The 16,284-nt window shown below is 43.8% G+C and carries 15 protein-coding genes; 1 reads left to right on the forward strand and 14 read right to left on the reverse strand.

Annotated elements, in window-relative coordinates:
* Positions 1 to 43: 43 nt before the first annotated feature.
* The 13 genes from cas2 to folA all read right to left on the reverse strand — a co-directional run bounded on the left by cas2 (position 44) and on the right by folA (position 14,112).
* Complete coding sequence (gene cas2 / locus AAX18_RS01785; protein WP_046952754.1) at positions 44 to 337, reverse strand: CRISPR-associated endonuclease Cas2; 294 nt, start codon at positions 335 to 337, stop codon at positions 44 to 46.
* Between the two features lie 3 nt (positions 338 to 340).
* Positions 341 to 1,354, reverse strand: coding sequence for a type I-C CRISPR-associated endonuclease Cas1c (gene cas1c, locus AAX18_RS01790; protein WP_046952755.1), 1,014 nt, complete (start codon positions 1,352 to 1,354; stop codon positions 341 to 343).
* A 143-nt stretch (positions 1,355 to 1,497) separates the two neighbouring features.
* Positions 1,498 to 2,439, reverse strand: coding sequence for an LPO_1073/Vpar_1526 family protein (locus AAX18_RS01795; protein ID WP_046952756.1), 942 nt, complete (start codon positions 2,437 to 2,439; stop codon positions 1,498 to 1,500).
* A gap of 3 nt (positions 2,440 to 2,442) precedes the next feature.
* Entirely contained in the window at positions 2,443 to 2,706 is a 264-nt protein-coding gene (locus AAX18_RS01800) for a hypothetical protein (RefSeq protein ID WP_046952757.1), read from the reverse strand.
* Between the two features lie 25 nt (positions 2,707 to 2,731).
* Positions 2,732 to 3,388, reverse strand: coding sequence for a CRISPR-associated protein Cas4 (gene cas4 / locus AAX18_RS01805; protein WP_046952758.1), 657 nt, complete (start codon positions 3,386 to 3,388; stop codon positions 2,732 to 2,734).
* 17 nt (positions 3,389 to 3,405) lie between these two features.
* Positions 3,406 to 4,272, reverse strand: coding sequence for a type I-C CRISPR-associated protein Cas7/Csd2 (gene cas7c, locus AAX18_RS01810; protein WP_046952759.1), 867 nt, complete (start codon positions 4,270 to 4,272; stop codon positions 3,406 to 3,408).
* An 11-nt stretch (positions 4,273 to 4,283) separates the two neighbouring features.
* The gene (gene cas8c, locus AAX18_RS01815; protein WP_046952760.1) at positions 4,284 to 6,062 is read right to left on the reverse strand and encodes a type I-C CRISPR-associated protein Cas8c/Csd1; all 1,779 of its coding nucleotides are present in this window, start codon (positions 6,060 to 6,062) and stop codon (positions 4,284 to 4,286) included.
* Positions 6,059 to 6,739, reverse strand: a complete 681-nt coding sequence (gene cas5c / locus AAX18_RS01820) for a type I-C CRISPR-associated protein Cas5c (RefSeq protein WP_046952761.1) — start codon at positions 6,737 to 6,739, stop codon at positions 6,059 to 6,061. Before cas5c ends, cas8c begins: the two co-directional genes overlap by 4 nt.
* A 162-nt stretch (positions 6,740 to 6,901) precedes the next feature.
* Positions 6,902 to 8,224, reverse strand: coding sequence for an AAA family ATPase (locus AAX18_RS01825; protein WP_046952762.1), 1,323 nt, complete (start codon positions 8,222 to 8,224; stop codon positions 6,902 to 6,904).
* Between the two features lie 96 nt (positions 8,225 to 8,320).
* A complete protein-coding gene (locus tag AAX18_RS01830; RefSeq protein WP_046952763.1) occupies positions 8,321 to 10,612 on the reverse strand; it encodes a CRISPR-associated helicase/endonuclease Cas3 in 2,292 nt (763 codons plus the stop codon).
* 125 nt (positions 10,613 to 10,737) lie between these two features.
* The gene (locus tag AAX18_RS01835; RefSeq protein WP_046952764.1) at positions 10,738 to 12,270 is read right to left on the reverse strand and encodes a DHA2 family efflux MFS transporter permease subunit; all 1,533 of its coding nucleotides are present in this window, start codon (positions 12,268 to 12,270) and stop codon (positions 10,738 to 10,740) included.
* A 9-nt stretch (positions 12,271 to 12,279) separates the two neighbouring features.
* Complete coding sequence (locus tag AAX18_RS01840) at positions 12,280 to 13,452, reverse strand: EmrA/EmrK family multidrug efflux transporter periplasmic adaptor subunit (RefSeq protein WP_046952765.1); 1,173 nt, start codon at positions 13,450 to 13,452, stop codon at positions 12,280 to 12,282.
* 177 nt (positions 13,453 to 13,629) lie between these two features.
* Positions 13,630 to 14,112: a type 3 dihydrofolate reductase gene (folA, locus tag AAX18_RS01845; protein ID WP_046952766.1), complete on the reverse strand. Its 483-nt coding sequence runs from the start codon at positions 14,110 to 14,112 to the stop codon at positions 13,630 to 13,632.
* Positions 14,113 to 14,213: 101 nt separating this feature from the next.
* On the opposite strand from folA, the gene proB reads away from it, so the two are divergent.
* On the forward strand, positions 14,214 to 15,317 hold the full coding sequence (proB, locus tag AAX18_RS01850) for a glutamate 5-kinase (protein WP_046952767.1): 1,104 nt from the start codon (positions 14,214 to 14,216) through the stop codon (positions 15,315 to 15,317).
* A gap of 113 nt (positions 15,318 to 15,430) precedes the next feature.
* Here proB and ftsN read toward each other — a convergent pair whose 3' ends face one another.
* On the reverse strand, positions 15,431 to 16,219 hold the full coding sequence (gene ftsN / locus AAX18_RS01855; protein ID WP_046952768.1) for a cell division protein FtsN: 789 nt from the start codon (positions 16,217 to 16,219) through the stop codon (positions 15,431 to 15,433).
* Between the last annotated feature and the right edge of the window lie 65 nt (positions 16,220 to 16,284).

Below are 16,284 nucleotides of genomic sequence, written 5' to 3' on the forward strand. Positions count from 1 at the left end.
CGCTATCCCATCAGGGTTTTAATGAGAACAACAGGTTAGCGAACTAAATGATAAGCACGTCTTTAAATACATCCACTGCCGGTTTTGCCCCATGATGTTCCACTTTATTACGCCACTTACTGCCCAAATGATAAAAACGCAGACTGTCACATGTAGGGTCGTAGGTTTCCAACAGTTTGTTTTTCAATATGACCCACTGGTCAGGCGTGACATCACATTCAAATACCGAATATTGCGCCCGCACGCCGTAATCTAAGCAATGTTTTGCAATGCGGCGCAATCGTGCTTGCCCATTTGGATCGTCAAAAGAAATGTCGTAAGTAATCAGCATTAACATAGTTTATCTCATCAAAAACGGCGGATATTCTGCCAAATCTCCGCGTAAGTGCCGCGCCAACAGCATGGCCTGAATATACGGCAGCAAACCGATTTCCACTTCTTCATCCAAAAACGGATGAACGATTTTCTCCTGCTTTTTCGCCTGCAAGGCTTGAAACAAGAGCTTACGCGCATCGGCTTTCAGGCTCACCGCGCCGCTTGCCTCGGTAACAAAATCCTGCGGTTTGATTTGCCCGCGGTTAATCAGCGACAACACCAGCCTGTCTGCCCACCACGCGCGGAATTCTTCCAAAATATCTTGCGCCAAACTATCGCGCCCCGGTCGGTCGGCGTGCAGAAAACCCACCTGCGGATCGAGCCCCACACCTTGCAGCGCGCCACTGATGTCCTTGCCCAAGATGCTGTAAACAAACGACAACAGCGCATTCACCCCGTCTCTGGGCGGACGGCGGTTGCGCCCGTCAAAAGTAAAGCCGCTTTTCTCGCTCAAAAGCTGCCAGAATACGCCGAAATAACGCGCCGCCGCATCGCCCTCAATGCCGCGCACCACGTCCAGATCCGCCGCGCCCTTCAACTGCCGCAGAGAAATGTTTAAAGAATCGACCGCACTTTGAATCGCCGTATTCTCGCCGTAATTGCGAATCTGCCGCTGAAGCACCCGCTTACTCGCCTGAATCTTCGCCGCAATGATATTGCGCGCAATCGGCACGGGATTTTGCTCCGACACCCGATACTGCGCCCGACGCAACAGCACATTGCCGCTCTGCCGCCCCTGAAGCCGCCCCAAATAACGCCCGTTTTCGGTAAAAAACGCCAAATTCACATTATTTTCGCCGCAAAACCTCAGCAAAAACGGCGACACCAACACATTCCCAAAACAGAAAATATGCCCGATGGAATGCACCGGCAACTGCGCCACCTTCTTATGCTCCTGCTCCACCACCAGCGTCTCCCGCTCCTTATGCAAATAGCTGCCTTGGGTAGTGATGTAGAGCGTGTTTTGCAGTTTGCGCATGGGGAACTCCTTGGGGTTTGACTGCAGTTTTGTTTTGAACCGGCTTGTCAATTTAGGCTGTCTAAAAAATCAGACCTGTAGATAGCTTGAAATAAAAAGCAAATAATCCATCAATATACATGCCCAAATACACACTACGATTTTTAATCAATTTTTATATTGCAATTTTCTGCAATGCATTCTCCAAATGGAGTTAATGGCTTAATTAACTCGTCAAGTTCAGAAGCGTCTATTTTCATAAATTCAATAAACTCAATAAAATCAGGGAAGTCAGTTTTTATATTTTCTGTTTTATAATCATTTACGCCTAGAGAATCACCCAAAAGTTTTAACGTATTAATCTTATAAGATTTATCAGAAAAAACCATATTATTCAAAGCGAGTAAATCAATGTTTACAGGAGAAGAAATATTCTCCATAAAGAATTTTGAAATACCGTTTATATATTTCTTGTAAAGTTCTTTTGCCTGTTGCATTAAATCAGTTTGAGATTCTATTGAATTAACATTACTAACAATCTGTTGATAAACGTCAAAAAAATTACTATAAAACTCCCCATCATCATGCTGAACCGAAACATAAAGAGGCTTTCTAAGGCATTTGATGAAACACAAGAAAAACACCTGATCCTTGTTTAAGTATTTTAAATATGATATAGCTTGATTGATTAAATAATCATTATTATTACTACTTAGTTTATCCATTAACAAATTTGCCAATACCTCATTTAATGAAATATCATTCTTTGTCCCAACTTGGTTAACCATCTCACTAATTAAACTTTGTACTTCAGAAGAAGCAAATCTTTTCTCCATTTCTTCATCAATGCGACCACTTACAGCCTCATCTACAGTTGAATTTAGCTTTTCATGGAATTTAAATGCGAAATCTGCAATGGCTTTATATGATTCAGATCTTGCATCTGCTATCAAGCTAGGCAACTTAGCAGAAAATAGTTTCTCAAATAGATCTTGAATTTCAGAAAATGAAAGCCCAATATTTACATTACCTGTGATTTCCCCTTGATTTTGTAAAGATACAGAATTTTCACCCTGAGATAATGTTAAATTTTTTCCCAAAACCATTTTTCAATCCTTTTTATTTATTTGATTAATATTTATGTTGCCGTTAATTTTTCCAGAATTTTGAATATTTTGTATATTATCTCCATTTAAATTAGCACTTATATTATTTTTAACAAATCTATCTCTCATGTAACTAGCTCCAAATAATAACGACAAAGCACTAAATATCATGGACCAGCTATTAGGATTCAATCCCAAAAAAGACTTATCAAAAATATTTGTAATAAAAGCCAAAAGCAACCAAACAATAACGAAAAATATTTTCATATATTCTCCTAAAAATACTAATAAATTAAAAGCATTTACCAAACAACCCCGCCACATACCCCAAACTCCTATCCCGTTTCCCCAACAGCTCCGGCTGGCAAATTTCCACCAGTGAGCAGGCCTTGCAGCGTTTGCCGTAGTTGGGCGGCGGGGTTTGTCCGCTTTCCAGTAATTCACGGACGGCAGCGATGGTGGCGAGTGTTTGGGTGCGCAGGTCGTCTGAAAACACGACAGGGACGCGGTGGCGGGTTTGCATATACCACAGCGCGCCCTCTGAAACGGTTTGCCCCGTCATTTCTTCCAAACACAAGCCTTGGGCACAAAGTTGGATTTCGTCCATCGGGTCGGGTTTGGGCTTGCCGCGTTTGTATTCCACGGGTTTCAGACGACCTGTTTTCGTTTCCACTTCCACCAAATCCAACACGCCGCTAATGCCCAGTTTCTCCGCCGACACATGCACCGTCCGCTCAAAGCGCACGCCCTTGCGCGTTTCCGGCTCGCCCGAATCCACCCGCTCATGCAGCGCCTTGCCCTGCGCGGTCAAATAGTTCTCCGCCCACGCCTGCTCGTTGTGGATCAAGGCGCATTGGCGCGGGCAGAAGGCGTAGTGTTGTAGGGCGGAAAGGGGAATCAGGCGCGTGTCCTGATTTTCCCCTTGGGTTTTGGTTAAAAGTGCGGTCATCTTTTTAAGTGTTTTTTTTAAAGCAGCTCTTCCACACTCACGCCATTTAAGCCGTCTGAAACCACACTGATGTTGTAATCGCCAAAACCGCTTGCCGGCGTACCTGATTCGCCGTTTACGCGTTCGACTTTCACGGCATCAAACAATTTATGTGCAGGCTGGCTGCCGAGTGCGCTGTCGTGTTTGAAAACAATCAGTTTGCGCGCCGCCATTTCGCCACGGGCGGCGGAGCGGTCGTGTTCAAACATCAGTTGCAGGGCTTGCCAGAGTTTGGCCAAGTCGTCGTCTGAAAAACCGGTTTTGGCGGCAAGGTTGGCGGAGATAAAGCCGTGCACGCGGTAAAGCGCGTAAGGGACGATGTATTTGCGCCCCATGGTGCGTTCTTTTTCCAAGTCTTTTTCATTGGTTACCGCCATGCGGGTGATGGAAACTTCCAGCGGCACAATCGGGTCGATGGATTGGGCGAACGCCAGTTGCACCGGGCCGCGCACTTGTCCGCTGTTGACTTCGGTGGTCATCACGGCGCCGAAGGTGCGAATATCGAAGAAGTTTTTACACATCCACGCGGTAATGTCGCGGGCTTTGGCTTCGTCTTTTGGCAGTTTTTTGGCTTCCGATTCAATGCCAAGTGCTTCATAAGCACGTTTGTTTTGCAGGTTTAACACGCTCTTTTCTTTGACGTAGATTTCGTAACCGGCTTCGTTTTCGCTGCTGATTTCGACAAAATTACGGATTTTTCGTTTCAGGCAGACATCGGTTACCAAGCCTTTGCTGGATTCGGGATCGAGACGCGGCATATTGCCCGCATCGGGATCGCCGTTGGGGTTGCCGTTGGTTACGTCAAAAAAGTAAACAAATTCATAGCGGTTTTGAATGGCAGACATTTTCTGGCTCCTTAGTTTTCAATGGTTTCAGCGGTTTCTTTTTTAGCAAAATAGCTTTGTTTTTGATGGTAATAGCCGATGGCGAAACGGCCTTGTTCGTCAATGCTCAAATGGCGCGGAAAGGTTTCGGGCAGTTTGGCAATGATTTCGCCCAAATCTTTATCCAAATTCACCGCCATACCGGCTTTGTCTTTACGCAAGCGCGACAAATGGTGTTTTGCACCCGACAAAAGGCGCGGAAAAACCGAAAACGGCACGGCGGATGCCGAGCCGTAATAGCGGTCGGCAATGCCGGCATTTAATTCACCCAACGCCTGATATTGAATGCGCTCCAACACGGCAAACAGCCGCCCTAAAAGATAGGCGCGATTCGGACTTTCATTGTTCAAACTCATAGGAACTCCTTCTTCGATAAAACCTTTTCTAAAACGCCGCTCTAATACGGCTTTCATCATTGCCACGCGCAGACCGTTCACGTCGCCATCGGCGCGGATTCGGGCAATCAGTTGCGACAGCAAACTCAAGGGATACGGCGTACCACAAATCACGGCGCGGGTCATTTCGCCTGCCAACACGGGTGAGATGTTTTCGCTTTTGCCCAGCACGGCAGTTTGCAATAAAAGTCGCCAAATAGACGGCGGTGTTTTCCACGCGCACGGCTCAAGGGCTAAATCTTGCCAATGCTGCGCCAAATTTTCCGCCAACTGCCCAAACGTGGTGTCCAGCCAAAAGCGAACAGAAATCCGCGCGGCATTGGGGGCAAGCCCTAAGATATAAAAACGGGTATTGGGAGAGAGTTCGGGCGCAATTTCTTGCAGCGGACGACCTTTGCCGATTTGTTCCAATACGTTGAAAATTTTGGCACTTTCTTGTTCATCATCCGGCGGCGTGAACACGTGCGCGAAGAAGCCCTCGGCAGCCTGCGCCGTGGCGTTATCATCCGCTTCCGCCCAAAAGACCGTGCTGGCATCGCCGATGGTCAGGCAGTGATTATTTTCGCGACGCAACAGATAGTTCAGCGCGGTGGTGTAGGCAAAGGCGGATTGTTCGGAAACGGGCGCATTTGCGCCTTGCTCTTTACCAAAAGAGGCAAAGGCTTCTTTGTTGAACGAAATAATCGAACCGCCGGAGCTTTGCCCGCCAAATACGCCTTTAATCGCCGGATGCAGCCGAGCAATCGGGGCGGTGTCGCCGCTAATCAGGCACAAGCCTTCTTCAGCCTCATCACTTTTCAGACAGTTAGCCCATATAGCCTGTGCGGCTTCTCGTTTATGAATACAAGCGGTCGTTTTTTCAAAAGAAAATGCAATATTGGCATCAAGCATTTCGGCAGGCAGATTTTCAGTAGCGAAATTATCAGGCTGCCAGTTTTGCAGAAAACGGCACAAGGCTTGCAAGCCTTCATCTTCGCTGTTTTGCAGTAAATCGAGATGGTATTGCTTAAAGGCGTCAAAAGTTTTTTCAGAAGACGTAAAGGGTTTTTCTTTCGCTTCGGCTTTGTTTTTATTGGCTTCCACGCCAAGCGCGTAGGCGGTTTTATCCCACAAAAAATTCGGTTTGATACCCGACGTGCGTTTTTCAGGGCGCGGCACGCTCATCAGCTTCGGCTGCGGCTTTTTATCGGCAGTCAGATTCGGCACAGCGGTTTTCAGACGACCTTCTTTATCCAACACCAAAATCCAGCTAATTTTCTCCTCGCTAAAGCCATAAGGCGGCACTTTCGGATTGCCCATTTCATCGGTTTCCGCTGCCAAACGGCGGTAATAGCGGGCAAGGGACGCAAGAATCATGCTTTCACCTCCTCGGCGTAAAACGGCGGCACATCAATCACCCCGTCTTTCATTTCTGCGCGGAAAAAATGCGGCGTGTTGCCGTGGTCAAAATCAATATCGTGCAGCATCCAGCCCAAATCGCGGTTTGTCTCGCTTTCCGATAATGCCGGCAGCGGCAGCGGCAGCGGCTCGCCTTCATCAATCAACGCAAAATCGGCAGGAAATTCACGCACGCCCAAACAAGGCTGCTGAAAGCATTGCCCCTTTTTGGCACGGCGTTTAAACATCTCAATATGCTTGGTAACGGTCTCATCCGCCCCCGCTTTTGCCGTCAGCACCGCATGAGCTTCAATCACATAAGCCACATCTTTAAGCACCGTCGCCGCGCGCTGCTGGCGGTCGTCTTCAATCAGCGTATATAAATCGGCAACATTCTTGCGCTTCATCGCGCCGCTGACCTTGCCCGCCGAAATCTTGCCGCCTAACTCATTGCGCCGCACCGACTCAAACCGAATCGGCTTTAACACATAAATCTTATCAATCACCCAGCGAATCGCCGGCTTCCAATGCACCGCCGCCAAAATCCCGCGCGCTGCCGATGGCGTGATGACATCATAAGACACCCGCTCCACCTTCATCTCCGGACGGGTAAAACAGGCATAATCGCCCCAAATGTGTAGGCGGATTTGGTTCATTTGGTTCTCCTTTTGGTTGTACACACGCCCCTTCGCAAGGAAGGGGCGGATTAGCTGACTAATCTAACTACTTTAGTTTCAATCCACGCACGGTTAAGTGCGAAAAGTTTTCAGATAACCTAAAAAACAACGGAAAAACTGACCGCACTTTTCTGTTATCAATTAAACATCGTCTTCGTCTGATGAATCATCATTTTTTCTGGGTATGCTCTTATTTTTCCCCTGATTAACCTTGATTGACTCTTGTCTCTCACTCATGACATTTCCTGCAAGTTCTTTCACTTTATCTGGAAAACTTGGAATTTTAGACATGGCTTGCTTAACAATATTTGATGAAGCTAATTCATGCCAAGGACTTCCATGACTTTCAGCCTCAACCAAGCGTAAAGGCAATTCATCTAATCTAGTTAGAGCAGAACTAAGCAATTTAGCTTCCATTTCGTTATCGAATCTCGTAGTTTCTTTACGGAAACCTTCATAAGCACGAGAAACAGAGGCTTTAAAGGCGTAATCTTCCGATAATTTAAACCGTTGCCCAATTTGTTTGGTTGCCAACCAAGAGAACCATATTGGTGCTCCAATTGACAAAATTGCCATAATGAAATTGATAGACATACTTAAACTAGAAATATCCTGCTGTGCCATTAACTCTAGTAACTTTTGTAATTGAACTGATCCAAAGTAACCACCTGCACTAAGCGATAAAACCAATCCACCAACCCATACCCACATAGATGTAGATAAACTATCAGAGCGTTCGGAAAAGGCCGCTGCTAACCCCACACTTGTAGCTGCAGCATAGGTACTTTTACATTCTTCTAATATATCTTTGGCTTCTTGAGAAGCATCTTTTAATTCTGCTTGAAGTTTTTCAATTTCTGTTTTTGTATTTGAAACTGCCGTTTTATCTGCAGTAGATTCAGTTACTAATTGACTTATAGTCTTCCTGGCTTCCCTTAACGATTCCAAATCTGTAGGTAATTGCTCTGCTGTCTCATGTGCTTGTTCTATACTGGAAACCATATCCTTTAACGGAGATGTTCTAGGCTCAAGATCATTTAATGTTGCCTCTAAACTCCTGACTCTTTTTCTTTGGTTCTTTAACCGAATAGCTAACTCTTTACTATCGTCTTTAATCAAAAAAGGTTCTAGGGCTGTCCTTAAGGCGTTTATCGTGATTATGTAGGCTGAAACTGCTTCATGAGGATTTCCCCATATTTGAGGAATTGTATTAGCTCTTAAAAATTCCAAAGCTTTTACATAACGGGAAAGTACATTATTCTCATCATTAATTTCATCATTTCCTTTGGTCTCAATGAGAGTAATTACCTTTTGTGCTTCAGTAACTAACTCTTCTCTTGCTATTCCTGGATATGCCCAACCATTTCTTGCATAATTTAATACATCTTCACTAGAGATGGAGCTTTCTAATTGTTGAATAATATTATTCAATTCATCTTTAATATCTAACAAAACTTGATTCATAGAGTTTTCCTTAAGGTTATAAATAATGTAACACTGTTGAGTATATTACTCTTGTATTTTTAAACATTCAACTTCTAAAGAAGTTATATTAAAAACTTAAAACACCAAACTCTCCCCCTTCAAAAACTCCGTATCGTCCCAAGAAAGCCCCGCCACTTGATCATACAAATCCAGCCCGATCAGCGTATAAAACTGTTTGCCGAAGTTTTTTTCGTTAATCGGTTCGATACGCCCTGCTTTATATAAAGCGGCGAGGGCACTTTCAGGGATTTGGACGGTGTAGGGTTGCAATTTGCGTAAGAGTCCGCCTATGTGGTCGGCGTAGCGCAGGCTGCTGATGAGGTTCTCGGCCTCACCATCGAACGGAACAATCAGCGGCTGCATATGGCTTTCGATCATGCGGAATTTGTCGGCGATGGTTTGGAATGGGAAATCGAGGCTTTGCCCTGTATCGTTGTGCATTTTCAGGATTTTTTTATTATCCAGTTCGCTGCCTTTTAATTGATAAAGCTCGGCGAAATAGGCTGCGACGGCTTGGGTGGATAAGAGGTCGTCTGAAAAGCTGTCGGCGGTCAGGCGCATAACGGCGGCTTGGGCGGCAAGTTCGGGCGGGGCTTTCCATTGTTCTTCGGGCGCAAATATCCATACAAAGCTGTTTTCAGACGGCCTTTTGCCTTCGCGGTTGCAGCGTCCTGCGGCTTGGGCAACGCTGTCTAAACCTGCTTCGGCGCGCATTACCAGCGGAAAATCCACATCAACGCCGGCTTCAATTAAGGAGGTGGCGATAACGCGGCAGGGTTCGCCGTTTTTCAAACGACCTCGAATCTCATCGAGTTTTTGGCTGCGGTGTTTGGCGCACATTAAGGTGGTCAGGTGGAACGTGCCCTCAAGGTGTTTGGCTTGGTCGTACAAGCTGTGGGCGTGGCGGCGGTTGTTGACGATGACGAGCATTTGCAGGTGTTCGGCAAGTTTGGCGAGCAGGTCGGCGTCGGTTTGAGAGCCGATGTGTTGCACGGTGGTACGGCGCAGTTTGTCGAAAAGTGCGGTCGGTTTTGGGGCTATTTCGCGCACGTTTTCAAAGCCGCGATAGAAGCCGTTTTCGGCTTGCACGGCTGGCTGGGTGGCGGTGCACATGACGACGCTGCAGCGGTAGTTTTGCGCCAATTCTTTGATGGCTTGCATGATGGGCAGCAAAAGATTGAGCGGCAGCATTTGCGCTTCGTCGAGAATGATGACAGAGCCTGTGATGTTGTGCAGCTTGCGGCAGCGCGAGGAGCGGTCGGCAAAGAGGGATTCGAAGAATTGCACGGCGGTGGTCACGACAATCGGCGCGTCCCAGTTTTCCGAGGCAAGGCGCAATTTGTCTTTGGTGGCCTTATTTTGCAGTTTGCCATCGTCGAAGGTGCTGTGGTGTTCCAACACGGCTTGCTCACCCAATTCGCCAAAGGCTTTGCGGAATTCAGCAGCATTTTGTTCGATGATGCTGGTGAACGGGATGACGTAAATCACGCGTCGCATACCGTGCCGTTTGGCATGTTCCAGTGCGAACGCCATGGAAGTGAAGGTTTTGCCGCCGCCGGTCGGCACGGTGAGCGTGAACAGCCCTTGCGCTTGTGCCGCTTGTTCTACGGCATGCTCCAGAATTTCGCTGCGCAGGCGGTTTAAGGCAGCATTACGTTTTTCGGCTTCGGTTTGCTCCGGAGCTTGGGTGATACGTCGTCTGAAAGCATTGATAAATTGATTGAAATTGTGTTGTAAGGCGTTTAGATCGGGATAGCCGCCGCGCTCGACGGCTTTGTTTTCTAGCTTTAGATAAAAGGCTTCGGTGTCTAGATAATCAGCATCCACCAAGCAGGAATAGAGCATTCGGGTGAAAAAGGCGTAGGAGAAATAAGGATGATGTGCGTCGGCTTTGAGTGGCGGTGCGGATAAGTTTTGAGGGAGCTTGATTTCTTGTTGCCACAGGTTATCGAGGGTGGGAATATCTGCGCCAAATTGTAACGCCAAACGCTGTTTTAACGTGCGGCGGTTATCACCTTCACCGCTCCCGTTGGCTAGCCCTGCATGATGCCCCGCAATGCAAAATGCCATCAGCTTGCCGATCACATTTCCCCAACGCTCAACGGCAATTTTGGCTCCGGCGGTAGCATGATCGACTGATAGGGCACCATGCAATCGTTGGTCAAAAGCTTCCGAATATTTCCCTAAGTCATGAAGCTGTCCCGTCTGGCAGGCAATTTCCTGCGCACCAAATACCCGAGCAAACTCCGCCGCCATTTCGCCAACATTGACCGAATGGCTTTGCAAGGTTTGCCAGTGTTCGTAAGGTAAGAGATTGCCGAGTTTGTCTTGGGCGGAATGGGCGTAGTAGAAAGGCTTAGTAAACATAAAAATAATCCTTTATATTTATGATTATTATTTGACCTAATCTACTCCTAATTCTCTTTTAATTCAACAATGTTTACATTGATAAATTTTGAAGTTAAATCATTCAAATTTTGAATAATATGATACTAATGACGCCCGCCAAAAGGTGGTTTTGCAAACCAAATCACAATAAACAATCCTAAGAATCCCATAGCTGATAACCAAAATATTTCATTTGCGCCAATAATAAATCCTTGCGATGTTATTTGTTGAGCGAGGTAAGCTGAAGTTTGGGTATCACTTAAACCAAATTGATTCATTTGATGGTAAAAACTTTGGGAAATTGGGTTATAAGGATTAATGTGTTCTGTTAATTGAGTGTGGTGAACAGCTTCACGGTTATACCACATAAATGTGGTTAAAGATGTCCCTACAGAACCCGCTAAAGTTCTCAAAAAGTTAAATAAGCTAGAGGCTGAAGCCATTCTATGCGCAGGCAAGCCAGACAGCGTGATTGTAGTAAGTGGCATAAAGAAACAGGCCACAGCTAAACCTTGCACTAATTGTGGTAAAGCCACATCAGCAAATGTCATTGATGGCTCGAAAGTCACCGCTCGCCAATAGAAAGTAATCGCATACACTACAAAACTCACAGTAAGCAAAATTCGCATATCAATTTTATGACCGAAGCGGCCAATAATCGGTGAAAGCAAAATCGGGAATAATCCCACAGGAGAAGCGGCTAAGCCCGCCCAAGTCGCAGTGTAGTGATAAACTTGTTGCAGTAAGAGAGGAATAAGCACTACTGTTCCAAGATAAATCAGAAAAGCCAAACTGGTACATGAACAGCCCACAGTAAAGTTACGTGAACGGAAAAGAGACATATCAACCACAGGATTGTCATCCGTCAATTCCCAAATAATCAAGGCAATCAGACAAACGACAGCAACAACAGCTAATATAATGATTTCATTAGAACTAAACCAATCTTGCTCACGGCCTTGATCAAGCATTAATTGCAAAGATCCCACACCTAAGACAAGTAAGACTAAACCGACTTTATCAATAGGTTGATGAACAATTTGACTTTCTCGGCTACCCAAAATCTTCCAGCTGATTAGCACAACTAATAAACCAATCGGAATATTGATAAAGAAGATCCATCCCCAGTGGATATTATCACTAATCCATCCGCCTAAAATTGGGCCAAAAATAGGCGCAACCACAATAGTCATTGACCAAAACGCCAATGCCATTCCACGTTTTTCTGGTGGATAATTATTCAATAATAAACTTTGTGAAAGAGGAATCACTGGGCCTGCGACAGCACCTTGAATGACTCGAAAAATAATTAATGCTTCAAGACTATCTGCAATCCCACAAAGCCAAGAAGAGACAACAAATAAAAAAGTTGAAACTAAAAATAACCGCACTTCGCCAAAACGTTTTGCTAACCAACCTGTTATTGGAATAGAAATCGCATTTGCTACACCAAAAGAAGTAATTACCCACGTCCCTTGACTAAAAGATGCGCCAAGATCGCCTGCAATAGTAGGAATCGCCACATTTGCAATCGTAGAATCTAATACCTGCATAAAGGTAGCGAGAGATAAAGCCAGCGTCAATAAAATCAGGGCGCCACCTTGAATAGGTGGGAATTTTTTTGCGGAATTGTCCATAACGCCGCCTTAATGGCTGTTTTGCTGAATGATAGATTCAATCAAATCTTCTACCGCACTTTCATCATATTTAAGTGTATCAGTCGCAAATAAAGTTTTCAGTTCTGATTTTTCTCGCAACATTGGACCAGATAAATCTGCAATTCTTACTTTTGCCGTTGCAGAAAGGCCAATTCTCAATGGTGTTTCTACAAATTGTTGTGGATCTAATTTAATTCGCACAGGTACACGTTGCACCACCTTAATCCAGTTACCCGTAGCATTTTGTGAAGGTAAAAGAGAAAACGCATTGCCAGTCCCCATTTCAATGCCATTTATCACGCCATCAAATTCTTTATTTTTACCATATAAATCAAAATGAATTTTCACCGGCTGGCCAATACGCATATTCGTTAATTGGGTTTCTTTGAAGTTAGCTTCTAACCACATTTGCTCATTAGATACCACCGCCATTAATGCGCCGCCCACTGAAACGGCTTGCCCAACCTGAGCATTACGACGCGCCACATAACCATCAATTGGACTTCTAATTTTTGTACGTTGTAAATTCAACCAAGCCTGTTTGAGTGAACTCATTGCATTCTGTATTTGCGGTTGTTGGCGTAATGGAACATTACTCAATAAAGCCTGATTGGCCGCTAATTGATTTCTAGAAGAATTTAAATTTGCTTTGGAAAGTTCAACTGCTTCTTTTGCGTGTTGGAAAGATTCTTTATCAATCGCGCCCATTTTTTCAAGTTGAACTCGGCGCGCCAAATTGCCTTGAGCTTGAGCTAAAGAAATTTCATTGGCGTGCACAGCTGACTGCAATTGTTGCACAGTGAAACCGAGTTGTTCTACCTGACGTACAGCATTGGCGAGATTGCTTTTGGCCTGTTCGAAACTAAATTTCGCATTCGTATCATCCAATTCAACTAGAATATCACCTGCATGGACTTTATCCATATTGTCAGCATTAATCTTCGCTACATTACCCGCAACTTGTGATGATACCATCACTTGATTTCCCCCCACATAAGCATCTTCTGTTTCTTCAAAATCCTTCAAGAAGAAGAACCAATACAAAGCACAAGCAATACCAATAATAAGCAGGAGAAGAATAAAAATGCTTAAGCCTTTTTTACGGTTAGTTTTATTTGATACAGATTTAGTTGATAGGTTTTCAGTTGCAGTTTGAGTCATAATGCCTTCCCTAAGCTGGGATAATGTTTAAAAATGAGATATTTGAGATAACCTTTAAAACTATCAAAAATAAAAATGAAGGGTCATTATGAAACTTTAAAAAGGGGAACTCAAGGGAAATCATCATCTCTTTATTTTCTAGATTAATGAATACTCTAAAGATATGGTCTCATTAATTTATTTTCGTATAAGAATCAAAAATCGACAATCATAGCGATTTTGTTCATCCGCCTTGCGATATTCGTCAAATTCAATTTTCCACTCATCCCAATTCAATTGAGGGAAAAATGTATCACCATCTAGTTCTGCCTGAATTTGAGTAAGGTATAACTTATCTGCTTGTGGCAAATATTGTTTAAATAACTCTCCCCCACCAATCAACATAATTTCATCAAAATCTCTGACAAAATCTACCGCACTTTCAAAGCTATCTTTCCATACCACACCTTCGTGTTCAAAAGGCTGACGAGAAAGTACGATATTAGTGCGTTTAGGTAACGGGCGACCAATACTTTCAAACGTTTTACGCCCCATGATGACTGGTTTGCCAGTCGTATTCTGGCGAAACCATGCTAAATCTGCAGGCAAGTGCCAAGGCATTTGGTTATCTTTACCAATCACGCTATTTAATGTCGTCGCGACAATTAAACTAAATGTCATAAATCCCCCTAAAATTTGCCGTTACTATACCTGATATTAGGTGATTTTTCATTGATTTAGTGATAACGTTAATGTCAATTTTAAGAACTTTGGAAACGACTATGAACAAAAAAACAATCGTAGTGAAATTTGGTACAAGTACCCTAACGCAGGGTTCGCCAAAACTGAATTCACCGCACATGATGGAAATCGTTCGTCAAATTGCAAAACTGCATAATGATGGATTTCGTATAGTGATCGTTACTTCTGGCGCTATTGCAGCGGGTCGCCATTATCTAAATCATCCTCAATTACCCCCCACAATTGCCTCAAAGCAACTACTTGCAGCGGTTGGTCAGAGCCAATTAATTCAGGCTTGGGAAAAATTATTTGCTATTTATGATATTCATATCGGACAACTTTTATTAACTCGTGCCGATATTGAAGATCGCGAACGTTTTTTAAATGCGCGAGATACTTTACACGCACTTTTAGATAATCATATTATTCCTGTGATTAATGAAAATGATGCGGTGGCAACCGCAGAAATTAAAGTAGGCGATAATGACAATTTATCTGCATTAGTCGCAATTCTTGTTCAAGCAGAACAGCTTTATTTATTGACTGATCAACAAGGTTTATTTGATAGTGATCCGCGTAAAAATTCTGAAGCAAAATTAATTCCAGTTGTAGAACAAATCACTGATCATATTCGCTCAATCGCTGGTGGCAGTGGGACTAATCTTGGTACAGGTGGAATGATGACTAAAATCATTGCTGCCGATGTTGCCACTCGCTCTGGAATTGAAACAATTATTGCACCAGGTAATCGCCCAAATGTGATCGCAGATCTTGCTTATGAACAAAATATTGGTACAAAATTTATTGCACACCAATCTGATCGATTAGAAAGCCGCAAACAATGGCTTTTCGCTGCGCCATCTGCAGGCATCATCACTGTTGATGAAGGAGCCCAAAACGCTATTCTTGAACAAAATAAATCCTTATTACCAGCTGGCATTGTTAACGTGGAAGGACGTTTTTCGCGTGGTGAAGTAATCAAAATACGCACTCAATCGGGTAAAGACATTGCGCTAGGTATGCCACGCTATAATAGCGATGCCCTACAACTAATTAAGGGCCGAAAATCAGCAGACATTGAAAATGTTTTAGGCTATGAATACGGTGCGGTGGCAATGCATCGTGATGATATGATTATTTTGTAATAATCCTTAATGAAAAAATCCCAACTAATTGCACCGCACTTTTAGTTGGAATTTTTTTATTTCAATGATAGGGATTTAACGTATTAAGATAATTCAACAATGTTAGATTATCATTACATACCAATCACAACACAGTCTGCTACACTTTTGGTTTTACTTTGTGCTTGCACTGCAGCATCTCGACTAGCAAATCCACCAACACGAACACGGTTCCATTCACCATTCACTTGCACCTGTGCATTTAAACCAGTCATTGATAAGCGTCCTTGCAAATTTTCAGCTTGCGCTCTATTTTTGAAAGCGCCACATTGCAAACCAAATTTTTTACCACCATTCGGATTATCTGCAGTTTTAGGTTGCTCAATTTTTTTAGCCGTCTCAATTTTTGGCAGTTCTTGTTTTTTAACCGGTTCAGATTTTACAATTTCTGTTTTTACTGCTTCAGGCTTTTTCTCTTGCTCTATTTTTGGCGTAGCTTGAACTTGTTGATCTTTCGCCGTTTCTACCGCACGTTGTTGCTCCGCTAATTTACGAGCTTCCTCCGCAGCTTGTTGTTCTTTTTCCATTTGCACTAGAACTTGGCGTTGTTCTTCGGTTAAGCGCATATTTTGCTCTACGCTTGTAGGTTTATTATCAACAGGAACAGTTCGAGTTTCTAATGCTTTGATATAACTCCAAACTTCCTCTGGGCGATTAGGTAAGACACTTTTAGGTTGCGTTTTTTCTTGTTGTGTCGCAGCCTGTTGCACTACAGCTTCGCTATTTTTATTTTTCAACAAATAAAGCCCTACGCCAAAAGCCAACACAATGACTAAAGCGAGGATAATCAGAATATTCTTATTCTTTTTTGTTTTTTTCTTATTATTTGAACCGCGACGTGCGGCAAAATCTCGGTGAGCCACAATAAATTCCTAAATTTTAAGTAATATTTTAATAATTCAACAAAACTTGCTAAGTTTACTGAAAA

It is taken from the genome of Haemophilus haemolyticus, from assembly GCF_001008205.1.
Taxonomy (GTDB): domain Bacteria; phylum Pseudomonadota; class Gammaproteobacteria; order Enterobacterales; family Pasteurellaceae; genus Haemophilus; species Haemophilus haemolyticus_Q.